General features: G+C 54.4%; 16 protein-coding genes and 3 tRNA genes. 12 read left to right on the top strand and 7 right to left on the bottom strand.

From position 1 onward, the window contains the following. The first annotated feature begins 3 nt into the window (after positions 1 to 3). From AC2FH8_RS01890 to AC2FH8_RS01865, 6 genes are all read left to right on the top strand, one after another. Positions 4 to 1,044: an enoyl-CoA hydratase/isomerase family protein gene (locus AC2FH8_RS01890; protein WP_496687927.1), complete on the top strand. Its 1,041-nt coding sequence runs from the start codon at positions 4 to 6 to the stop codon at positions 1,042 to 1,044. Between the two features lie 3 nt (positions 1,045 to 1,047). Next, a complete protein-coding gene (mmsB, locus tag AC2FH8_RS01885) occupies positions 1,048 to 1,920 on the top strand; it encodes a 3-hydroxyisobutyrate dehydrogenase (RefSeq protein ID WP_281972160.1) in 873 nt (290 codons plus the stop codon). Between the two features lie 94 nt (positions 1,921 to 2,014). Continuing rightward, positions 2,015 to 2,413 carry a hypothetical protein gene (locus tag AC2FH8_RS01880; RefSeq protein WP_496687924.1) on the top strand — a complete coding sequence of 133 codons (399 nt, stop codon included), beginning with the start codon at positions 2,015 to 2,017 and terminating at the stop codon, positions 2,411 to 2,413. A gap of 143 nt (positions 2,414 to 2,556) precedes the next feature. Next, positions 2,557 to 2,709, top strand: a complete 153-nt coding sequence (locus AC2FH8_RS01875) for a hypothetical protein (RefSeq protein ID WP_496687921.1) — start codon at positions 2,557 to 2,559, stop codon at positions 2,707 to 2,709. Between the two features lie 48 nt (positions 2,710 to 2,757). Continuing rightward, positions 2,758 to 2,952: a hypothetical protein gene (locus tag AC2FH8_RS01870; RefSeq protein WP_496688217.1), complete on the top strand. Its 195-nt coding sequence runs from the start codon at positions 2,758 to 2,760 to the stop codon at positions 2,950 to 2,952. Next, entirely contained in the window at positions 2,886 to 3,212 is a 327-nt protein-coding gene (locus AC2FH8_RS01865; protein WP_496687918.1) for a site-2 protease family protein, read from the top strand. Before AC2FH8_RS01870 ends, AC2FH8_RS01865 begins: the two co-directional genes overlap by 67 nt. Before the next feature lie 17 nt (positions 3,213 to 3,229). Here the strand turns inward: AC2FH8_RS01865 and uvrA are convergent, their stop codons facing one another. From uvrA to AC2FH8_RS01850, 3 genes are all read right to left on the bottom strand, one after another. Continuing rightward, on the bottom strand, positions 3,230 to 6,088 hold the full coding sequence (uvrA, locus tag AC2FH8_RS01860; protein ID WP_496687915.1) for an excinuclease ABC subunit UvrA: 2,859 nt from the start codon (positions 6,086 to 6,088) through the stop codon (positions 3,230 to 3,232). Positions 6,089 to 6,256: 168 nt separating this feature from the next. Beyond that, positions 6,257 to 6,333, bottom strand: a tRNA-Asp gene (locus AC2FH8_RS01855). A gap of 44 nt (positions 6,334 to 6,377) precedes the next feature. After that, positions 6,378 to 6,454, bottom strand: a tRNA-Asp gene (locus AC2FH8_RS01850). Positions 6,455 to 7,017: 563 nt separating this feature from the next. On the opposite strand from AC2FH8_RS01850, the gene AC2FH8_RS01845 reads away from it, so the two are divergent. Continuing rightward, positions 7,018 to 8,844, top strand: a complete 1,827-nt coding sequence (locus tag AC2FH8_RS01845) for a M10 family metallopeptidase C-terminal domain-containing protein (protein ID WP_496687912.1) — start codon at positions 7,018 to 7,020, stop codon at positions 8,842 to 8,844. Between the two features lie 142 nt (positions 8,845 to 8,986). Then, positions 8,987 to 9,061: transfer RNA gene (locus AC2FH8_RS01840), tRNA-Val, on the top strand. A 112-nt stretch (positions 9,062 to 9,173) separates the two neighbouring features. Here AC2FH8_RS01840 and lon read toward each other — a convergent pair. Beyond that, positions 9,174 to 11,582 (bottom strand): endopeptidase La, encoded by a 2,409-nt coding sequence (lon, locus tag AC2FH8_RS01835; protein WP_142634051.1) that lies wholly within the window; start codon positions 11,580 to 11,582, stop codon positions 9,174 to 9,176. Between the two features lie 351 nt (positions 11,583 to 11,933). On the opposite strand from lon, the gene AC2FH8_RS01830 reads away from it, so the two are divergent. Next, positions 11,934 to 13,103, top strand: a complete 1,170-nt coding sequence (locus tag AC2FH8_RS01830) for a sugar-transfer associated ATP-grasp domain-containing protein (protein WP_496687908.1) — start codon at positions 11,934 to 11,936, stop codon at positions 13,101 to 13,103. 49 nt (positions 13,104 to 13,152) lie between these two features. Here the strand turns inward: AC2FH8_RS01830 and tgt are convergent, their stop codons facing one another. Then, positions 13,153 to 14,283 carry a tRNA guanosine(34) transglycosylase Tgt gene (gene tgt, locus AC2FH8_RS01825; RefSeq protein WP_142634055.1) on the bottom strand — a complete coding sequence of 377 codons (1,131 nt, stop codon included), beginning with the start codon at positions 14,281 to 14,283 and terminating at the stop codon, positions 13,153 to 13,155. Positions 14,284 to 14,346: 63 nt separating this feature from the next. Beyond that, positions 14,347 to 15,258 carry a nucleoside hydrolase gene (locus tag AC2FH8_RS01820; protein ID WP_142634057.1) on the bottom strand — a complete coding sequence of 304 codons (912 nt, stop codon included), beginning with the start codon at positions 15,256 to 15,258 and terminating at the stop codon, positions 14,347 to 14,349. 173 nt (positions 15,259 to 15,431) lie between these two features. Between AC2FH8_RS01820 and AC2FH8_RS01815 the strand changes: the two genes are divergently transcribed. The 3 genes from AC2FH8_RS01815 (at position 15,432) to AC2FH8_RS01805 (ending at position 17,060) form a co-directional block, all read left to right on the top strand. Continuing rightward, complete coding sequence (locus AC2FH8_RS01815; RefSeq protein WP_496687906.1) at positions 15,432 to 16,322, top strand: SPFH domain-containing protein; 891 nt, start codon at positions 15,432 to 15,434, stop codon at positions 16,320 to 16,322. Beyond that, positions 16,322 to 16,600, top strand: a complete 279-nt coding sequence (locus tag AC2FH8_RS01810; protein ID WP_142634061.1) for an NfeD family protein — start codon at positions 16,322 to 16,324, stop codon at positions 16,598 to 16,600. Before AC2FH8_RS01815 ends, AC2FH8_RS01810 begins: the two co-directional genes overlap by 1 nt. 97 nt (positions 16,601 to 16,697) lie before the next feature. Beyond that, positions 16,698 to 17,060 carry an SUF system Fe-S cluster assembly protein gene (locus AC2FH8_RS01805; protein WP_142634063.1) on the top strand — a complete coding sequence of 121 codons (363 nt, stop codon included), beginning with the start codon at positions 16,698 to 16,700 and terminating at the stop codon, positions 17,058 to 17,060. Between the two features lie 22 nt (positions 17,061 to 17,082). Here the strand turns inward: AC2FH8_RS01805 and AC2FH8_RS01800 are convergent, their stop codons facing one another. Further along, the gene (locus tag AC2FH8_RS01800) at positions 17,083 to 17,412 is read right to left on the bottom strand and encodes a hypothetical protein (RefSeq protein ID WP_142634065.1); all 330 of its coding nucleotides are present in this window, start codon (positions 17,410 to 17,412) and stop codon (positions 17,083 to 17,085) included. Positions 17,413 to 17,552: the final 140 nt, after the last annotated feature.

Genomic DNA, 17,552 nt, shown 5'->3' with positions numbered 1-17,552 from the left:
CCGATGTCAGATATTGAAATTCACACTACCGGCCGCGCTGGACGCATCACTCTGACACGCCCCAAAGCTTTGAACGCGCTGAGTTATGACATGTGCATGGCGATAGATACGGCCATGCGCAACTGGCGCGAGGACGAGTCAGTTGACCTGATCATACTGGACGCCGTTGGCGATAAAGCATTTTGCGCCGGGGGAGATATCGCAGAGCTTTATGATACCGGGTGCAAAGGCGACTTTGCCTATGGGCAGACTTTCTGGCGCGATGAATACAGGCTGAATGCACTGATTTTCGAATACCCCAAGCCCGTGGTCAGTTTCCTACAAGGGTTTACTATGGGTGGTGGCGTCGGAATTGGGTGCCATGGAAGCCACCGCATAGTCGGTGAAACATCTCAGATTGCCCTGCCCGAGTGCTCTATCGGTTTGGTGCCGGATGTTGGTGGCTCTCTGATGCTCGCGCTGGCTCCGGGTCGACTGGGAGAATACTTGGGCACAACAGGTCACCGAATGGGCCCTGCGGACGCCATTTATGCGGGCTTTGCCGACCATTTTATCCCCATTGAAGAATGGCCCGGCTTGATCGAACTGCTCGAAGCTTCCGGGAGCACAGACCTGTTGGTCGAGCATTCCCAGACGCCACTCACAGGTAAACTTGAAAAGGTCCAGGCGGAAATCGACGTGCTTTTCAATGGCGAGGGGTTGAACGACATCCTCAACGCGTTGCGCTTTTCCGAGACCCCGTTCTCTGACGCGGCGCAAAAGTTGATGGGCCGCAACTCTCCACTATCGGTGGCTTGTACCATTGAAATGATTCATCGGCTTAAGGCGCTGGATCTGTCGATCCGAAAAGCCCTGGAGATGGAATACCGCTTTACGGCGCGCGCCATGGAACACGGAGACTTTCTGGAAGGTATCCGCGCGCAGATCATAGACAAGGATCGCTCTCCTAATTGGCGTCACCATGGCAAACCTGTTCCCGCCGTGGATATTTCCGCAATGCTGCGGCCCCTGGGCAGCGTCGCCCTGACATTCGAGGAGGATTAAAGAATGAAAATCGGGTTTATCGGCCTTGGAAACATGGGCAATCCAATGGCAGTCAATCTTGCCAATGCCGGGCATGAAGTCGCTGGGTTTGATATGGCCGAGGTGTCGGTTTCCGGTGTTACTTTGACTGGGTCAGGGGCCGACGCTGCAAAAGACACAGACATCGTCATCACCATGCTTCCGAATGGCCAGATACTTCGATCCGTCGCAAATGAGATCATTCCAGCGATGAATGAAGGGGCCGTCTGGGTCGATTGTTCGACAGTGGATGTCGACAGCGCTCGAGCTGTTGCCGATATGGCTTTGGCTGCGGGAGTTTTGGCCGTCGACGCGCCCGTATCGGGCGGTATCGGAGGCGCCTCGGCTGGGACGCTGACATTCATGGCAGGTGGAAGCGCCGAGGCATTCGAAAAAGCCCGGCCCTTGTTCGACATCATGGGGCAAAAGGCAGTGCATTGCGGAGATGCGGGCGCGGGTCAGGCGGCCAAGATCTGCAACAACATGATTTTGGGCGTCACCATGATTGCAACCTGCGAGGCCTTCGCGCTGGCCGACAAATTGGGGCTGGACCGGCAGAAAATGTTCGACGTTGTCAGCACCTCCTCGGGCTATAGCTGGACGATGAACGCATACTGCCCTGCCCCAGGCATCGGTCCGCAAAGCCCGGCCGACAATGGTTATCAACCCGGCTTTGCCGCCGAACTGATGTTGAAAGACCTGCGTCTCAGTCAGCAGGCGGCGGAAAGCTCGGATGCCGACACCCCAATGGGGATGATGGCGACCGAGCTGTATCAGCAATTCGTCGAAAGCGAAGATGGGCTGGGGCTGGACTTCTCGGCCATGCTTCCGCGATTTGAAAAGCGCGGTCGGAACTAGGATGCCCTTGGGCGGCTTCCTGCCCATAGGGTTGACCCCTTTCCTGCCGATGTCCATCTAATGGAGAGGTTCAGCATCGATTCTTGGGGCTACGATGACGCATAATTTGGTCAAAGCGCTTACTGTTCTTGCTCTGGTCGTGACCCCGGTGGCGGCCATGGCCGGTAACGGGAAGGGAAACGGCAAGAACAAGAATAGCAATAAGGTCATCCGCATTGCGCCTCAGGGCGGTATTGTTGCAACTGGAAACGCCGGCCACTGCCCGCCGGGTCTGGCCAAGAAAAACGTACCCTGTGTCCCTCCGGGACAGGCCAAAAAGCTGTATAGAAATGGCGAGTTTATCAATGGCGACTATCGCTGGATTGATGATCCGTTTCGGTATGGCCTGAATAGGGGAAGCTATATCCGCGCAGGCGACTACGTGTATCGTGTCGACCCGGATACACGCAAAGTTCTGAACCTGATCGGCGCGGTTGCAGACATCCTGAACTGACAATCGCGGCCTGAATTCAAGCGGTCGAAAAGCAACCTCTGTCGATTTGAGAAAGTAAGCAGGCTCGGGCATTTTTCAGCCTGTTTTCAAAATTTTGACGCAATCTAACATCATCATAAACCTCACTATTTCGAGGTTTTATTATGAATACTGAAAAGGTGCTATTTGAGCTCCGCGGCCCATGGAACGTACCGATACATTTCAGCCAAAGCCTTATTTTTCTGGTTTTGATCGTTGTCGGATTTAACGCCGATCCGGTCAACCTGCCCTATGCGCTCGCCTTCGTGGCGATTTAATTGATTTCGATTCTCCTGCACGAGTTGGGCCACCTATGGGGCTGTCTTGTGCAGGGCGTGCCCGTCAATCGAGTCGTCCTTTATGGGGGCGGCGGATTCTGCGAACATCGCCGGTCAACCTCGGCATATGAAGACGAATTGATTGTGGCCATGGGGCCGATTGTGAACCTGACCCTGTGGACCGTGTGTTCATTGCTGGAACCGTTTCCAACTCGCCCGAAATTGGCTGGGTTCTGGTGGTGACGGCAGAGCTAAACCTGTGGCTGGCGCTGTTTAACATGCTGCCCCTGACGCCGCTGGATGGGGGGCAGTTGTTCTTTGCTTTGCTCACGCGCATCATGTCGGCGAACTCAGCCGCGCGTGTTTCCGGGTTTACTGGGCTGGTTGGCGTTCTGCTATGGATCCCGATGATGATTTTTGCCTATGTCAGCTTCGGCTTCGTGTTCCTGTTCTTTCCGCCAATACTGCGCCACTGGCAGACGCTGCGATACGCCAGATACTGAAGTTGCCGCGACGGAGGTTATTCCGCCGCGACCCGCTCGGGGTTCAGCAACTGTTTCAAATACCTGCCCGTATGGCTGCGTTCCACAACAACAACATCTTCGGGCGTTCCCGTGGCGACAATTTCACCACCACCATCACCGCCTTCGGGTCCGATATCAATGATGTGGTCGGCCGTTTTGACAACATCCAGATTGTGTTCGATCACAACAACCGTGTTACCCTGATCAACCAATTCATGCAGCACTTCCAACAGCTTGCGGACGTCTTCGAAATGAAGACCGGTCGTCGGCTCATCCAGAATGTAAAGCGTCCGACCAGTTGAGCGTTTGGAGAGTTCTTTTGACAGCTTCACCCGCTGCGCTTCACCGCCCGACAGGGTCGTCGCCTGTTGCCCGACCTTGATATACCCCAGACCGACCCGCGCCAGCGCGTCCATCTTATCGCGGATCGACGGCACGGCTTTGAAGAACTCTTGTGCATCTTCCACTGTCATATCAAGGACATCCGCGATGGACTTGCCTTTGAATTTGATCTCAAGGGTTTCCCGATTGTACCGCGCGCCTTTGCAGGTTTCGCAGGTTACATAGACATCGGGCAGAAAGTGCATTTCGATCTTGATGACGCCGTCGCCCTGACAAGCCTCGCACCGACCGCCTTTGACGTTAAAGCTGAACCGGCCAGGCTTGTACCCGCGCGCCTTGGACTCGGGCAGACCGGCGAACCAGTCACGGATCGGCGTGAACGCCCCCGTATACGTGGCCGGGTTCGAGCGTGGTGTACGCCCGATGGGCCGCTGGTCGATGTCGATCACCTTATCCAGATGCTCGAGCCCCTTGATCGTCTCGCACGGCGCGGGTGTCTGCCGCGCGCCGTTCAGCCGCATGGAGGCTGTCTTGAATAGGGTTTCAATCGTCAGGGTCGATTTGCCACCGCCGGATACGCCGGTCACACAGACGAACTTGCCCAGAGGAAAATCAGCGGTCACTTTCTTCAGATTGTTCCCGGTGGCCTTAACCACAGTCACTTTCTTTTTGTTCCCCTTCCGCCGCTCGGACGGCACCGGGATTTCGCGTGTGCCTGACAGGTATTGGCCGGTGATCGAGGCTGCATCGGTCGCGATCTCGGACGGGGTACCCTGGCTGACGACCTGTCCGCCATGCACGCCTGCGCCCGGTCCGATGTCAAAGACATAGTCGGCTTCGCGGATGGCTTCCTCGTCATGTTCTACGACGATGACCGTGTTCCCCTGATCCCTCAGGTTTTTGAGAGTACCCAGCAAGCGGTCATTGTCGCGCTGATGCAACCCGATCGAAGGTTCGTCCAGTACATACAACACCCCGGTCAGACCCGAACCGATCTGGCTGGCCAGACGGATACGCTGACTTTCCCCGCCCGAAAGCGTTCCACTTGAACGTGACAGCGTAAGGTACTCCAAACCAACGTTATTCAGAAATCCTAAACGCTCGCGGATCTCTTTGAGGATCACCCGCGCGATTTCATTTTTCTGAGCGCTCAGATGGTTCGGGGCATCCTCAACCCAAGCCAGTGCCTCGCGGATCGACATCTGGACCACCTGCCCGACATGCAATCCGGAGATCTTGACGGCCAGCGCCTCAGCGCGCAGGCGATAGCCTTCGCAGGTGCCGCAGGAGCGGTTGTTTTGATAACGCTCAAATTCTTCGCGGATCCAGGCGCTGTCAGTCTCGCGATAGCGCCGCTCCATATTCGGGATAACGCCTTCGAAACTGCGGGTTACCTGATAAACCCGGCCGCCTTCGTCATAGCGGAACTGGATTTCTTCCTCGCCCGATCCGCGCAGAAACACCTGCTGCACCTTGGCGGGCAGATCTTTCCACGGCGTATTCTTGTCGAACTCATAATGTCGCGCGATGGCTTCGATAGTCTGCAGGAAATAGGGCGACTTGCCCTTGCGCCAGGGCGCCAAGGCGCCATCATACAGTTTCAGCGTCTGATCCGGCACTACGAGGCGTTCGTCAAAGAACAGCTCGACCCCCAGCCCGTCACAGGCCTGACAGGCCCCGAAGGGCGCATTAAAGGAAAACAGGCGCGGTTCGATCTCGGGGATGGTGAAGCCACTGACAGGACAGGCGAAATTTTCACTGAAGGTGATCCGCTCCGGGTCGCCTTCAGGCGGTGCGGTTTCCAAAATCGCAATACCATCGGCCAAATCAAGCGCTGTGCGCAGGCTGTCCGCCAGCCGCGTTTCCATGCCCTCGCGCACCACCAATCGGTCGACCACGACGTCGATGTCATGGCGGAACTTCTTGTCCAGCTTCGGAGGCTCGTCCAACTCGTGAAACGCGCCATCAACCTTGACGCGCTGAAAGCCCTGTTTGCGCAGTTCCAGAAACTCTTTCTTATACTCGCCCTTCCGGTCTCGCACGATCGGGGCAAGCAGATACCCGCGCGTGCCCTCCTCCATCGTCATGATCCGGTCGACCATATCCTGCACCTGCTGGGCTTCGATCGGCTTGCCCGTGGCAGGGCTGAACGGTGTACCAGCGCGGGCAAACAGCAGACGCAGATAGTCGTAAATCTCGGTCACGGTTCCCACGGTAGACCGTGGGTTCTTTGAAGTCGTCTTCTGTTCGATGGAAATAGCCGGAGATAGACCACTGATATGGTCCACATCTGGCTTTTCCATCATATCCAGAAATTGCCGGGCATAGGCCGACAGGCTTTCGACATACCGGCGCTGCCCTTCCGCATAGATCGTGTCAAAGGCAAGCGACGACTTGCCCGAGCCTGACAGACCAGTGATAACCACAAGCTGGTCACGCGGAATATCCACGTCAATGCCTTTGAGGTTATGTTCGCGCGCGCCGCGCACCTCGATATTCTTCAGCTCAGCCATGTTTGGCCCCCAACACATAAGTGTCCTAGAGATAAGCGAGCCACACTGAGTCTCCAACAGAAAAGTTAGAACAAAATGTGAACGAGAGAGATGTTGCCGCCACCTACTGACAACAAAACCAATAGAGTCACCCGGTAAACGGTATGATTTCTGAAAACTAGTGGAAAATGGCGCGGTTGACGGGGCTCGAACCCGCGACCCCCGGCGTGACAGGCCGGTACTCTAACCAGCTGAGCTACAACCGCGCATCTATTTCGTGGCCTTTACCCTGGACCAAGGATGGCAGCGATGGCGCGGTTGACGGGGCTCGAACCCGCGACCCCCGGCGTGACAGGCCGGTACTCTAACCAACTGAGCTACAACCGCCCGCTGCCCGTTCGTTGCTGAACGTTGGGGTGTATTATGGCCACGCCCGGACATCGTCAAGCGGCGAATTGAAGTTTTTTCTCAGAACGTAATTTTTGTTAGAGATGTTTTCTCGTCACACGACGAATGGCCAAACAGAAACCAGCCGATAATTCACGACCCGCTGCCTTTGGCCAGACAAAAATATTCTGAAACCTTGAGCAGCACATCACCTGGCATGGGTCCCGCTAAATCCAGATCTCAGGACAGCCTCCAAGCTCATCCCCAAGCTTATTGTGACATAAACCCAAAGTGAACAGTCATATCAACTTACTGGCAGAGAGTTACTCAAAGCTTGCCGCGTTCTGCCTCAATTCAACCACAAATGGTCTGCAAGACGATTACAAACACCTCTGCCAAAAGAGACTTCATACGCTCGGTTGATCCTCGGGCCAAAACGTTGGAAATTTCTGATGCCAAAGGAAGAATTACCGATTCTAGAACCGGTCAATATATACGGCGCCAATTTTGTATTCCGGAAAAACCGGGAACAAATGGCGTGTTAGACAAGGAAGAAATTTAAGATGTCAGTTGCCAGCACAACTTCTCCGGGTGCAAATGTTACCGGCCATGTTTATGTAGACAGCCTGATTTGGGGCACGTCTTGGGACACCAGCGCCGGAGGCGTCAGTGCTCCGGGCACAATCACATACTCCTTCGATGATGGATCGTTAGGTCGCCGTGGCTTTGCCTCCTACATGAAGGAAGCAATCCGCAAAGCATTTGCAATTATCGAAACGATCATTCCGATCGAGTTCAACGAAGTCGGCTTTCTGACACCAGCAGGCGAGATTAATGACGTTAACATCACCTACGCTTTGCTGACCCAAAACGATCTTGGCGGACCCGGATCTCTTGGTGTCCATCAAGTTCCGGGTGACGACCCCCTGCTGCAGGATTCTGGCATCGACGCCCTGTTCGGCATCTTTGCCTATGATACGCCTCTGTTTAGCAAAGAGGCGCTACGCAAAGGCGGTGAAGGCTTCGCGACAATCATTCACGAGATTCTTCACGGCCTTGGTCTAGCCCACCCACATGATGAAGGCGGCAGCTCGACTATTTTTCCGGGGGTTACGCAGCCCTTCGACGACTACGGGACAGATGGGCAGAACCAGGGTGTTTATACCATCATGTCCTACAACTCGGGCTATCCCGAAGTTGTTCCTCTGAAGACATATAAGGCTGGCGGCACGGCCTCGCCCATGGCCCTTGATATAGCTGCGCTGCAGGCGATCTACGGAACGACGGACCACAACACCGACGACAGCGTCTATAAAATCAAAGGCAAGAATGGCGCCGGAACATTCTGGACATCCATCTGGGATACAGATGGAATCGATACAATTTCGGCAAAGGGTGTTGATCGTAGCGTCACGATCAACCTCAATGACGCGGATCTTGATGGCAGCGATGCAGGTGGCACTCCTTCCCATGCCAAAGGCGTAACCGGTGGATTTACGATCGCAAATGGGGTCGTCATTGAGAATGCGCAGGGCGGCAACAAGGGCGACATCATCGTCGGGAATGAAGTTGATAACCGGTTGGAAGGATTTGGCGGTAGCGATGTTATTTCTGCTGGCGAGGGTAATGACATTCTTCTTGGGGGTGGCGGCAATGACACCCTGACCGGAGGTCTTGGAAACGACGAACTGTACGGCCACAAGGGCACGGACAACTTTGTAGCCGAGGACAGCGACGGCGACGATATTATTGACGGCGGAGAGGGCCTGGATTGGTTGCGTTATATCGGCACAAGCGCCGTAACCGTTGATTTGTCTGACACCAATGCACAGGCAACCGGATACGGAACCGATACCATTACGGGTGTCGAAAACGTCGATGGGTCCGAGCAAAATGACGACATTACAGGTACGGACGGTCGAAACATCCTGCAGGGTAATGGAGGGTCTGACCGCCTGGACGGGGGCCTTGGCAAAGATACCCTGAATGGTGGCGGAGGCAGCGATACTTTGATCGGTGGTGCCGGAAGGGACACCATGACCGGCGGCGAAGGGGCCGATGAGTTTGTGTTCACGTCAACAACCGAAAGTTCGCGCAAAGCAAAATATGCCGACCGGATTACCGATTTCACTCAGGGTGAAGACAAGATCGACCTAAGTGCGATCGACGCAAGCACCGTAATTGACGGCGATGATTCATTTGTCTTCAACGGTACAACACCGGCCCAGACGTCGGACGAAGGCGAAATCTATTACGTCAAGAAAAACAACGCAGGCACCAAGAACGACTTCACACTTGTTCTTGTGGATACTGACGGCGACAAAAATCCTGAGATGGTTATCAAGATCTCTGGCTTGCACGATCTGACCCAGGACGATTTCATTCTTTGACATCAAAAAGTGAAAGGGCGGCCCCACAAGGCCGCCCGCTTATGGGCACCTCGACTGGGCATTTGCGGGGTAATCCCCGGGGCCCAAAAGGCGCAAAGACCTCTTGCGGCTTTGCTGAACTCCTTATAAGACCCCTGCTCACGGGTGATTAGCTCAGTGGTGGAGCGCTTCGTTCACATCGAAGATGTCAGGAGTTCAAATCTCTTATCACCCACCATTTCTCTACTCTGCGATCCGATATGCAAAGCCAGTAATTGGCTGACTATTTGGTCTGACCAAAGAAAAAGGGCGAGGTGCTAACCCCGCCCCTAATTGCCATATTCTGACCTTTAGTGCGCCCTGGCGGACGGGGACGTGTTCTCAGCCGTTTTGGCTGCAGCCGCGGCGGCCTCTTCTGCGGCTTCGTCCCATTCGACAGGTTCAGGATCCCGAACCAGAGCGTGTTTCAGAACTTCCGAAACATGCGTGACCGGGATGATTTTCAGCCCTTCCTTCACGTTGTCAGGAATTTCGGCCAGGTCTTTCTCATTCTCTTCCGGAATCAGAACAGTCTTGATCCCGCCGCGCAGAGCCGCCAGCAGCTTTTCCTTCAAACCACCGATGGGCATCGCATTGCCGCGCAGGGAAACCTCTCCTGTCATGGCAATATCCTTGTGCACCGGGATACCCGTCAGAACCGATACGATTGAGGTCACCATTGCCAAACCGGCCGAAGGACCATCCTTGGGCGTTGCCCCGTCCGGTACGTGGACGTGGATGTCCAGGTTGTCGAATTTGGGCGGCTTCACCCCGATCTTAGGTGAGATTGACCGCACATAAGATGAGGCTGCATCGATGGATTCCTTCATCACATCGCCCAGCTTACCCGTGGTCTTCATCCGCCCCTTACCGGGCAGTTTCAGCGCCTCGATATGCAGCAGATCGCCGCCAACGGAGGTCCAGGCCAGACCGGTTACAACCCCAACCTGATCGTGCTGTTCAGCCAAACCATAGCGGAACTTGGGCACGCCCAAGAATTCATCCAGATTGTCCGGCGTCACCGTGACCGACTCCGCCTCTTTCTTGATGATCTTGGTCAGCGACTTCCGCGCCACCTTGGCGATTTCGCGTTCAAGGTTCCGCACGCCAGCTTCTCGGGTGTAGGTGCGGATAATCGATTGCAGCGCCTCATCGGATAGTTCGAACTCTTTGGCTTTCAGACCGTGGTTCTTGATCTGCTTACCGATCAGGTGCTGCTTGGCGATCTCGCTCTTTTCATCTTCGGTATAGCCCGCCAGAGGTATGATCTCCATCCGGTCGAGCAAAGGCCCGGGCATGTTATAGCTGTTGGAGGTGGTCAGGAACATCACGTTGGATAGGTCATATTCAACCTCAAGGTAGTGATCCATGAACGTGCTGTTCTGTTCCGGGTCCAACACTTCCAGCATGGCCGAGGCCGGATCGCCACGGAAATCCTGACCCATCTTGTCGATCTCGTCGAGCAGGATGAGCGGGTTTGTGGTCTTCGCCTTTTTCAGCGCCTGGATGATCTTACCAGGCATCGAACCGATATAGGTCCGACGGTGGCCACGGATCTCGGACTCGTCACGCACACCGCCCAGCGAGATGCGAATGAATTCGCGCCCCGTCGCACGTGCAACCGACTTACCAAGCGAGGTTTTACCCACACCCGGAGGGCCAACAAGGCACATAATCGGGCCCTTCAGCTTCTTCGACCGCTGCTGAACAGCCAGATATTCGACGATCCGCTCCTTGACCTTCTCAAGCCCATAGTGATCGTCGTCCAGAATTTCCTGCGCGCGGCCCAGATCTTTTTTAACGCGGGACTTGGTGCCCCAAGGCAGAGCCAAAATCCAGTCGAGGTAATTGCGCACGACAGTAGCTTCAGCCGACATCGGGCTCATGTTGCGCAGCTTCTTCAGCTCGCCCTCTGCTTTTTCGCGCGCCTCTTTCGACAGTTTGGTTTCGGCGATTTTCTCTTCCAGCTCAGCCACTTCATTCGAGCCGTCATCGCCATCGCCAAGTTCCTTCTGAATGGCCTTCATCTGCTCATTCAGATAATATTCACGCTGTGTCTTCTCCATCTGGGTTTTGACGCGGGTCTTGATCTTTTTCTCGACCTGCAGAACCGACATCTCGCCCTGCATCAGGCCGTAGACCTTTTCAAGCCGTTCGCTGACCGACAGTGTTTCCAGCAGTTCCTGCTTTTGCTCGACCTCGATACCAAGATGCCCCGACACAAGGTCGGCCAACTTGGCGGGTTCGGCGGTTTCGCCAACAGCGGTCAGTGCTTCTTCGGGAATGTTCTTGCGGACTTTGGCATAGCGCTCGAACTCGTCGGCAACGGTGCGAAGCAACGCTTGTGTAGTGGTCACATCACCCGGAATCTCGGTCAGATATTCTGCACGAGCCTCAAAAAACTCTTCGTTATCAAGGTATTCTGTAATCTGTACGCGCGCTTGCCCCTCGACCAGAACTTTCACGGTTCCATCTGGAAGCTTCAGCAGCTGCAGCACATTTGCCAGCACGCCCGAGCGATAGATTCCGTCGATTTCCGGATCGTCATCACCTGGATCAATCTGGCTAGACAGCAGAATTTGCTTATCGTCTTGCATCACTTCCTCAAGTGCGCGGACAGACCTTTCCCGACCCACGAACAAAGGCACGATCATATGAGGAAAAACCACAATGTCGCGCAGCGGAAGTACTGGGTATGAGGAATTCAGGGGCTCTTGCATGCTCAATCCTTATCTTTGGCAAGACGGCACTGGTCCCTCATCTAGGCAACCCCCGGCCGTCTCCTGTCTGGAAGGTAAAGGTGGTGCGCCAAGCGTCCTATTTCAACCTTACCTGTAGTGGACCTAACAATGACCGGAAGGTTGCGCCTCCGCAAGACGATAACATGATCGGTCTTGTCAAATTCTCAATTTGACCCCGCTTGGTTTCTTCGGCGATTGCCTGCCTGGAAATTCAGAAACCAACAGCAAAAGTACAACACTATCTAACAGGCAACTGCCCAAAGCCTGCCATCATTGCAAACAATATGATTGCATACCCCAACTTCTGATCGATTACTGTGAGTCGTAGAGATGACAAATCCAAAAAATACCAATGCTGCGGAATCCGACCATCAACGGTACTTATCTGCCCGCGACTCCGATCATGCGACTCTTTTAGCGCATGCCGCCAAAAGCTCTGGGCGCTCTGTTTTACAAGTCCAACGGAGCTTCAATCAAATGGCAAAGCCTCCCAGCCGTTTGAATATGGTCGAGTATGTGCGCAATGGCCTTCATCACGAAGACCGCTTTACCGACGCCGAACGCGCGGCATACATCTCCAATGATCTCCATTGGCCCATCGCCCACAAGTGTAACCATCATGGTTGGAACAGTGCCGCAGAAGACAAGATACTGGCTTCTACTTTGCTTGAAACAGCGGGTGTACCTGTCCCGGAAACCGTTGGCGTCATCGACCGTTCGAACCGACACTACCCCGGGGTTACGAAAATCAACACTCCTGAGGCGTTGCGCGATCTCGTTTGCAACCATCTGGAAGGTGGGCTTTTTGGAAAGATCGTCGAGGGGATGGTAAGCTTTGGGGCCTTTTTGATCGAGGACGCGGATCAATCCACTATCACTTGTGCAGGCCAACCGCCGATCACCTATGAGGCATTCCTAGACGAGTTCGTTGGGCAGAATTCATATGTCGTGCAACCTTTGCTCAAAAATCACTCTGCAATCCAAGACTACGCTTCAGCCCTTGCAACGGTGCGAATGGTTACGCTGGTAAGAGAAAACGACGTCTTTTGCCCAGTTGCCGTTATTAAACTTCCGCAGGGCCCCAATATTGCGGACGCCTTCTGGAGACCGGGGAACTTTGCTTGTTCGATCAATATCAAAACCGGCGTTATCGAAACCGTCGCGCGCCGCGCCAAGATGGAAACAGAATTCCTAGATGACCATCCTGACAACCCCGGTTTAATGGGCTTGAAACTGCCTTTTTGGGAGGAATTGATCGAAATAAATGACCGTGCTGCAAGAACGTTTCAGCCAATTCGATATCAGTCGACCGACATCGCTATAACCGAGTCTGGTCCGGTCGTTGTCGAGCTGAACTATGGCGGTGGCTTCGATCTGCCTCAATATGCAAGTGGCCGTGGGATGTTGACCCCAGAAGTTCGTAGCTTTTTCGAAGGGTTTGGCTACGACCTTGATGCAAAACCACAAAAGAAGCGCTGGCTGTTCGGTAAACGCAGATAAAGCGCCCTCAATCTAGAGTCTTGTTAGGTTGACTGAAAAGGCGCTGAACCTAAATCTGTTCAATATCCCCTTGCGCGCGCTGCGCATGGAAGGTCGCCTGCCAGGCATCGAATGTACCAGCAGCAATGGCATCGCGCATACCCTGCATTATTTCCTGAAAATAGTGCAGATTATGCCAGGTCAGCAGCATGCCCGAGATCATCTCGTTCGAGCGGAACACATGGTGTAGATAGGCGCGAGAATAGTTCGAACAAGCCGGGCATGAGCAGGCCTCATCCAGCGGGCGCGGGTCATCGGCGTGGCGGGCATTCTTTATGTTGACCACGCCGTAACGAGTGAACACCTGTCCTGTGCGACCGGACCGTGAGGGTAAGACACAATCCATCATGTCGATCCCGCGGGCGACAGCTCCGACAATGTCGTCAGGCTTTCCAACGCCCATCAAATAGCGCGGTCTGTCGGCTGGCAGAAAGTCAGGAGCGTAGTCGAGGCAACCAAACATAGCCTCCTGACCTTCGCCCACGGCCAGACCGCCAACCGCGTAGCCTTCGAATCCGATCGCTTTCAGCGCCTCGGCGCTTTCTTCGCGTAAATCCTGTTCCAGCCCGCCTTGCATGATCCCAAACAACGCATGTCCAGGACGGTCGCCGAAAGCCTGTCGCGATCGATCGGCCCATCGCATCGACAGGCGCATTGATTCAGCGATTCGATCTCGATCTGCGGGTAGGGCCGGACATTCGTCAAAACACATCACGATGTCTGAACCCAGCAAGCGCTGTATCTCCATCGAGCGTTCCGGGGTCAGCTCGTGCTTGGACCCATCGACATGAGATTTGAAGGTCACGCCCTTTTCGGTCAGCTTGCGCAGACCAGCCAGGGACATGACCTGAAATCCACCGGAATCCGTCAGGATCGGGCGATCCCAGTTCATAAATTTATGCAACCCACCCAAACGGTCAATGCGCTCGGCCGTAGGGCGCAGCATCAGGTGATAGGTGTTCCCCAACAAGATATCGGCACCGGTTGCACGAACACTTTCCGGCATCATCGCTTTGACCGTCGCAGCAGTGCCTACGGGCATGAACGCCGGAGTACGCACTTCACCGCGCGGTGTGTGGATCACTCCGGCGCGGGCCTTGCCGTCCGTGGCCTTCAGGTCAAATGAGAAACGGTCTGTCATTGGGCATCCTCGGGTCGCTGAACCGGGCAGGATTTGCCCGATCTGTTCAGCCATTGCAAGTTGTCAGGGTAAAGAGGCAACCTGCCGGGTAAACAGATCAACAACCCCTGCCCCGTCAACATCCCGACATACCAGCACAGCCGGTCGCGTTGAGACCGGACGCGTAGCGCCGGATTCCGTACCACCCACAATTACCTCAACCCCGGTTTCGACCATCTCGAACATCGTGCCATGGGTGCAGGCGATCACAGCAGTCGAGTCATGCAGGCCGCAGCCCTCCAACCCGCCGATATCCTTGTAGAATTTCAGGTAAAATACCGAGATGTCACGCAGGAAAGCCCCCATATCGGGCGAGCGTTGGGCCAGACCGTCAAAATCCGCACTTTTGTACAGCGTTTTCAAGGTGACATCCAAACCAACCACAACGGTCGCCGGGGGTGCTGCAAACACTTCATTTGCGGCAAGGGCATCGTGATAGATGTTTGCTTCGGCATGTTCCGTGATGTTTCCTGGGCAGAAAACCGCCCCACCCATGATCACCAACTGTTTGATGTTCTGCGAAAACTCAGGGTCCAAACGCATCGCCGCAGCAATATTAGTCAAGGGGCCGATTGCACAAACCGTCAGCTCTCCCTTGTGGCGGCGCGCCATTTCCACCAGGAATTCCGTGGCATTCAAATCATGGTTCGCCCCGATTTCCGGGATATCGGTAATATCCCCAAAACCTTCGGGACCGTGAACATGTTCGGACGGTGCGTGGTGCCCTGTTCCCTGTGGGTAGGCCGCGCCTTGGGCCACGGGAATGTCCAACCCAAGTTTATCCACCAAAAACCGTGCATTGCGGCTGGATTGATGAACGTGGGTGTTGCCAAAAACGGTCGTCAGGCCGATCAAGTCAATCTCGGGGGCTGCAGCGGCATATGCAATGGCCATCGCATCGTCGATGCCGGGGTCTGTATCAATAATCAGTTTCATCCCAGCCCGATAGCGCAAACGCGAGGGGATGCAAAGCGGTCACAATAGCAAAAACTAACCAAAATCCATGGATCAGCGTTTTGAATCCAAGCACAATCCCTCCATACCAGAGTTGAAAAAGGGCGATTCAACCCCCAAATGTATACTATCGTACACAATAAAAGAGGACGGATATGACCGAAGACCAAATCATTGGATTGCTTTCTTCGAACCTAATTTACCTGCTCGCGGCGGCATTGATCGTCATCATCACGCTAAAAGGCATTAAAATCGTGCCGCAATCGGAAAAGTATGTGGTCGAACGGTTCGGGCGTTTGCATTCGGTGCTCGGCCCTGGGATCAACTTTATCGTTCCTTTACTGGATGTTGCGCGGCACAAGATATCCATTCTGGAACGCCAGCTTCCCAATGCAACGCAGGACGCAATCACCAAAGATAACGTTCTGGTCCAAATCGACACTTCGGTCTTTTACCGCATCCTAGAGCCGGAAAAGACAGTCTACCGCATCCGCGATGTAGATGGTGCTATCGCGACGACCGTTGCCGGTATCGTCCGGGCGGAAATCGGCAAGATGGACCTGGACGAAGTTCAGTCGAACCGTGCTCAACTGATCACTCAGATTCAAGGAAGCGTCGAAACCGCAGTGGATGACTGGGGGATCGAAGTGACGCGCGCCGAGATTTTGGACGTTAACCTCGATCAGGCGACCCGTGACGCGATGCTGCAACAGTTGAATGCCGAACGCGCACGCCGCGCGCAGGTTACCGAGGCCGAGGGCAAGAAACGCTCTGTTGAGCTTCAGGCCGACGCCGAACTCTATGCGGCAGAACAAACGGCCAAAGCGCGCCGCATTCAAGCCGAAGCCGAAGCCTATGCAACCAGTGTTGTTGCCCAGGCGATTAAGGAAAACGGTATCGAGGCGGCTCAGTACCAGGTTGCATTGAAACAGGTTGAGGCATTGAACACGCTGGGCACCGGCAATGGCTCGCAGACTATCGTTGTACCTGCCAATGCGCTTGAAGCTTTCGGAAACGCCTTCAACATGTTGAAAGGACGTACATAATGGCTGATCCCTTTTGGTTAACATGGTGGCTATGGCTGGCTGGCGCGTTGGCTTTGGGCATCCTCGAAATAGTCCTACCTGGGTTCATCTTTCTGGGTTTCGCCATCGGGGCCGGGCTGACGGGTATTCTGCTGGCAATCCCTGGCATAGTACCGTCACTGCCGATCCTGCTTATGATCTTTGCGACTTTGTCGCTGATTGCCTGGCTGATCCTGCGCCGCGTCTTTGCTCTGCCCCATGGCCAGGTGAAGAAGTTCAGGCATGACATAAACGACTAAACTCTTATGGCACCCCTTAAGGGGGTGTCATTGTGCCTCTGGACGCTGCCCGAGGCTTTCCCTATATAATTCGTCAGGTAACAAACCCGAGGCACGAATGACTCACCCGAGCGAACAGTTTGAAGGCACACCTCTTATTGCCCCTTCAACGATTGAACACCCTCTTTATGAGCCGGTGGTCGACGCCTGCCGAACGGTTTATGACCCCGAAATCCCTGTAAACATCTATGATCTAGGTCTGATCTATACGATCGACATCACCCAGGAAAACGCGGTCAAGGTCATCATGACACTGACCGCGCCCGGCTGCCCGGTTGCCGGCGAAATGCCTGGGTGGATCGTCGAGGCAATCGAACCCGTGGCCGGCGTAAAAGAAGTTGACGTGGAACTGACCTGGGAGCCCCCCTGGGGCATGGAAATGATGTCAGACGAAGCGCGCCTGGAACTTGGATTTATGTAAGGTCAAGTGCGAAAGCCTTCTGTTATTGAATTCCGCAGGTCGATTTGATTTCGTCCGACCTCTGGTTAAGCTTCTCTATGTAATCTCCTGATAACATAGTTAGTCTTTTCTTTTCGGTTCCAGTCACAAGGCCTAGAAGCGCCCCAGCAGGTGTAATGGCAATTACACTTTTGGCCTGCTCCTCCTCTGCATGTTTTCGTTCGGTTGCAATCGCGCGCAAATCACCTTCTGCTGTTGCACAGTTTACCGGATGTTGCTTTTCTTCTGCGATCGCCGTCTGAGCCAAAAACACAGACAGCATCAGAGAAGGAATTGTTAGAATATCTTTTTTTCTAAACCAAAGTCTTTTCATGCTATTCAGCCTCAAATATTTTCCAAAAGTGGATCATGGGTCAGGCTATGACGAGTGTAATTTGCAAAGCAAGCCTTGCTTACCGACTGGGGCGGGAAATCTAATCCGACAGTAAAAGTTAGGTAAGAAATCCTGCTATG

Source organism: Ruegeria sp. CDSC025, assembly GCF_059610805.1.
This window is presented reverse-complemented; position numbering and strand designations above follow the sequence as displayed.

Bases quoted from the DNA above. Each gene is read 5' to 3' on its own strand.
- AC2FH8_RS01800 (WP_142634065.1), bottom strand. From the start codon at position 17,412: ATGAAAAGACTTTGGTTTAGAAAAAAAGATATTCTAACAATTCCTTCT.
- mmsB (WP_281972160.1), top strand. From the start codon at position 1,048: ATGAAAATCGGGTTTATCGGCCTTGGAAACATGGGCAATCCAATGGCA.
- AC2FH8_RS01890 (WP_496687927.1), top strand. From the start codon at position 4: ATGTCAGATATTGAAATTCACACTACCGGCCGCGCTGGACGCATCACT.
- AC2FH8_RS01805 (WP_142634063.1), top strand. From the start codon at position 16,698: ATGACTCACCCGAGCGAACAGTTTGAAGGCACACCTCTTATTGCCCCT.
- lon (WP_142634051.1), bottom strand. From the start codon at position 11,582: ATGCAAGAGCCCCTGAATTCCTCATACCCAGTACTTCCGCTGCGCGAC.
- AC2FH8_RS01880 (WP_496687924.1), top strand. From the start codon at position 2,015: ATGACGCATAATTTGGTCAAAGCGCTTACTGTTCTTGCTCTGGTCGTG.
- AC2FH8_RS01815 (WP_496687906.1), top strand. From the start codon at position 15,432: ATGACCGAAGACCAAATCATTGGATTGCTTTCTTCGAACCTAATTTAC.
- tgt (WP_142634055.1), bottom strand. From the start codon at position 14,283: ATGACAGACCGTTTCTCATTTGACCTGAAGGCCACGGACGGCAAGGCC.
- AC2FH8_RS01845 (WP_496687912.1), top strand. From the start codon at position 7,018: ATGTCAGTTGCCAGCACAACTTCTCCGGGTGCAAATGTTACCGGCCAT.
- uvrA (WP_496687915.1), bottom strand. From the start codon at position 6,088: ATGGCTGAGCTGAAGAATATCGAGGTGCGCGGCGCGCGCGAACATAAC.
- AC2FH8_RS01820 (WP_142634057.1), bottom strand. From the start codon at position 15,258: ATGAAACTGATTATTGATACAGACCCCGGCATCGACGATGCGATGGCC.
- AC2FH8_RS01830 (WP_496687908.1), top strand. From the start codon at position 11,934: ATGACAAATCCAAAAAATACCAATGCTGCGGAATCCGACCATCAACGG.
- AC2FH8_RS01875 (WP_496687921.1), top strand. From the start codon at position 2,557: ATGAATACTGAAAAGGTGCTATTTGAGCTCCGCGGCCCATGGAACGTA.
- AC2FH8_RS01810 (WP_142634061.1), top strand. From the start codon at position 16,322: ATGGCTGATCCCTTTTGGTTAACATGGTGGCTATGGCTGGCTGGCGCG.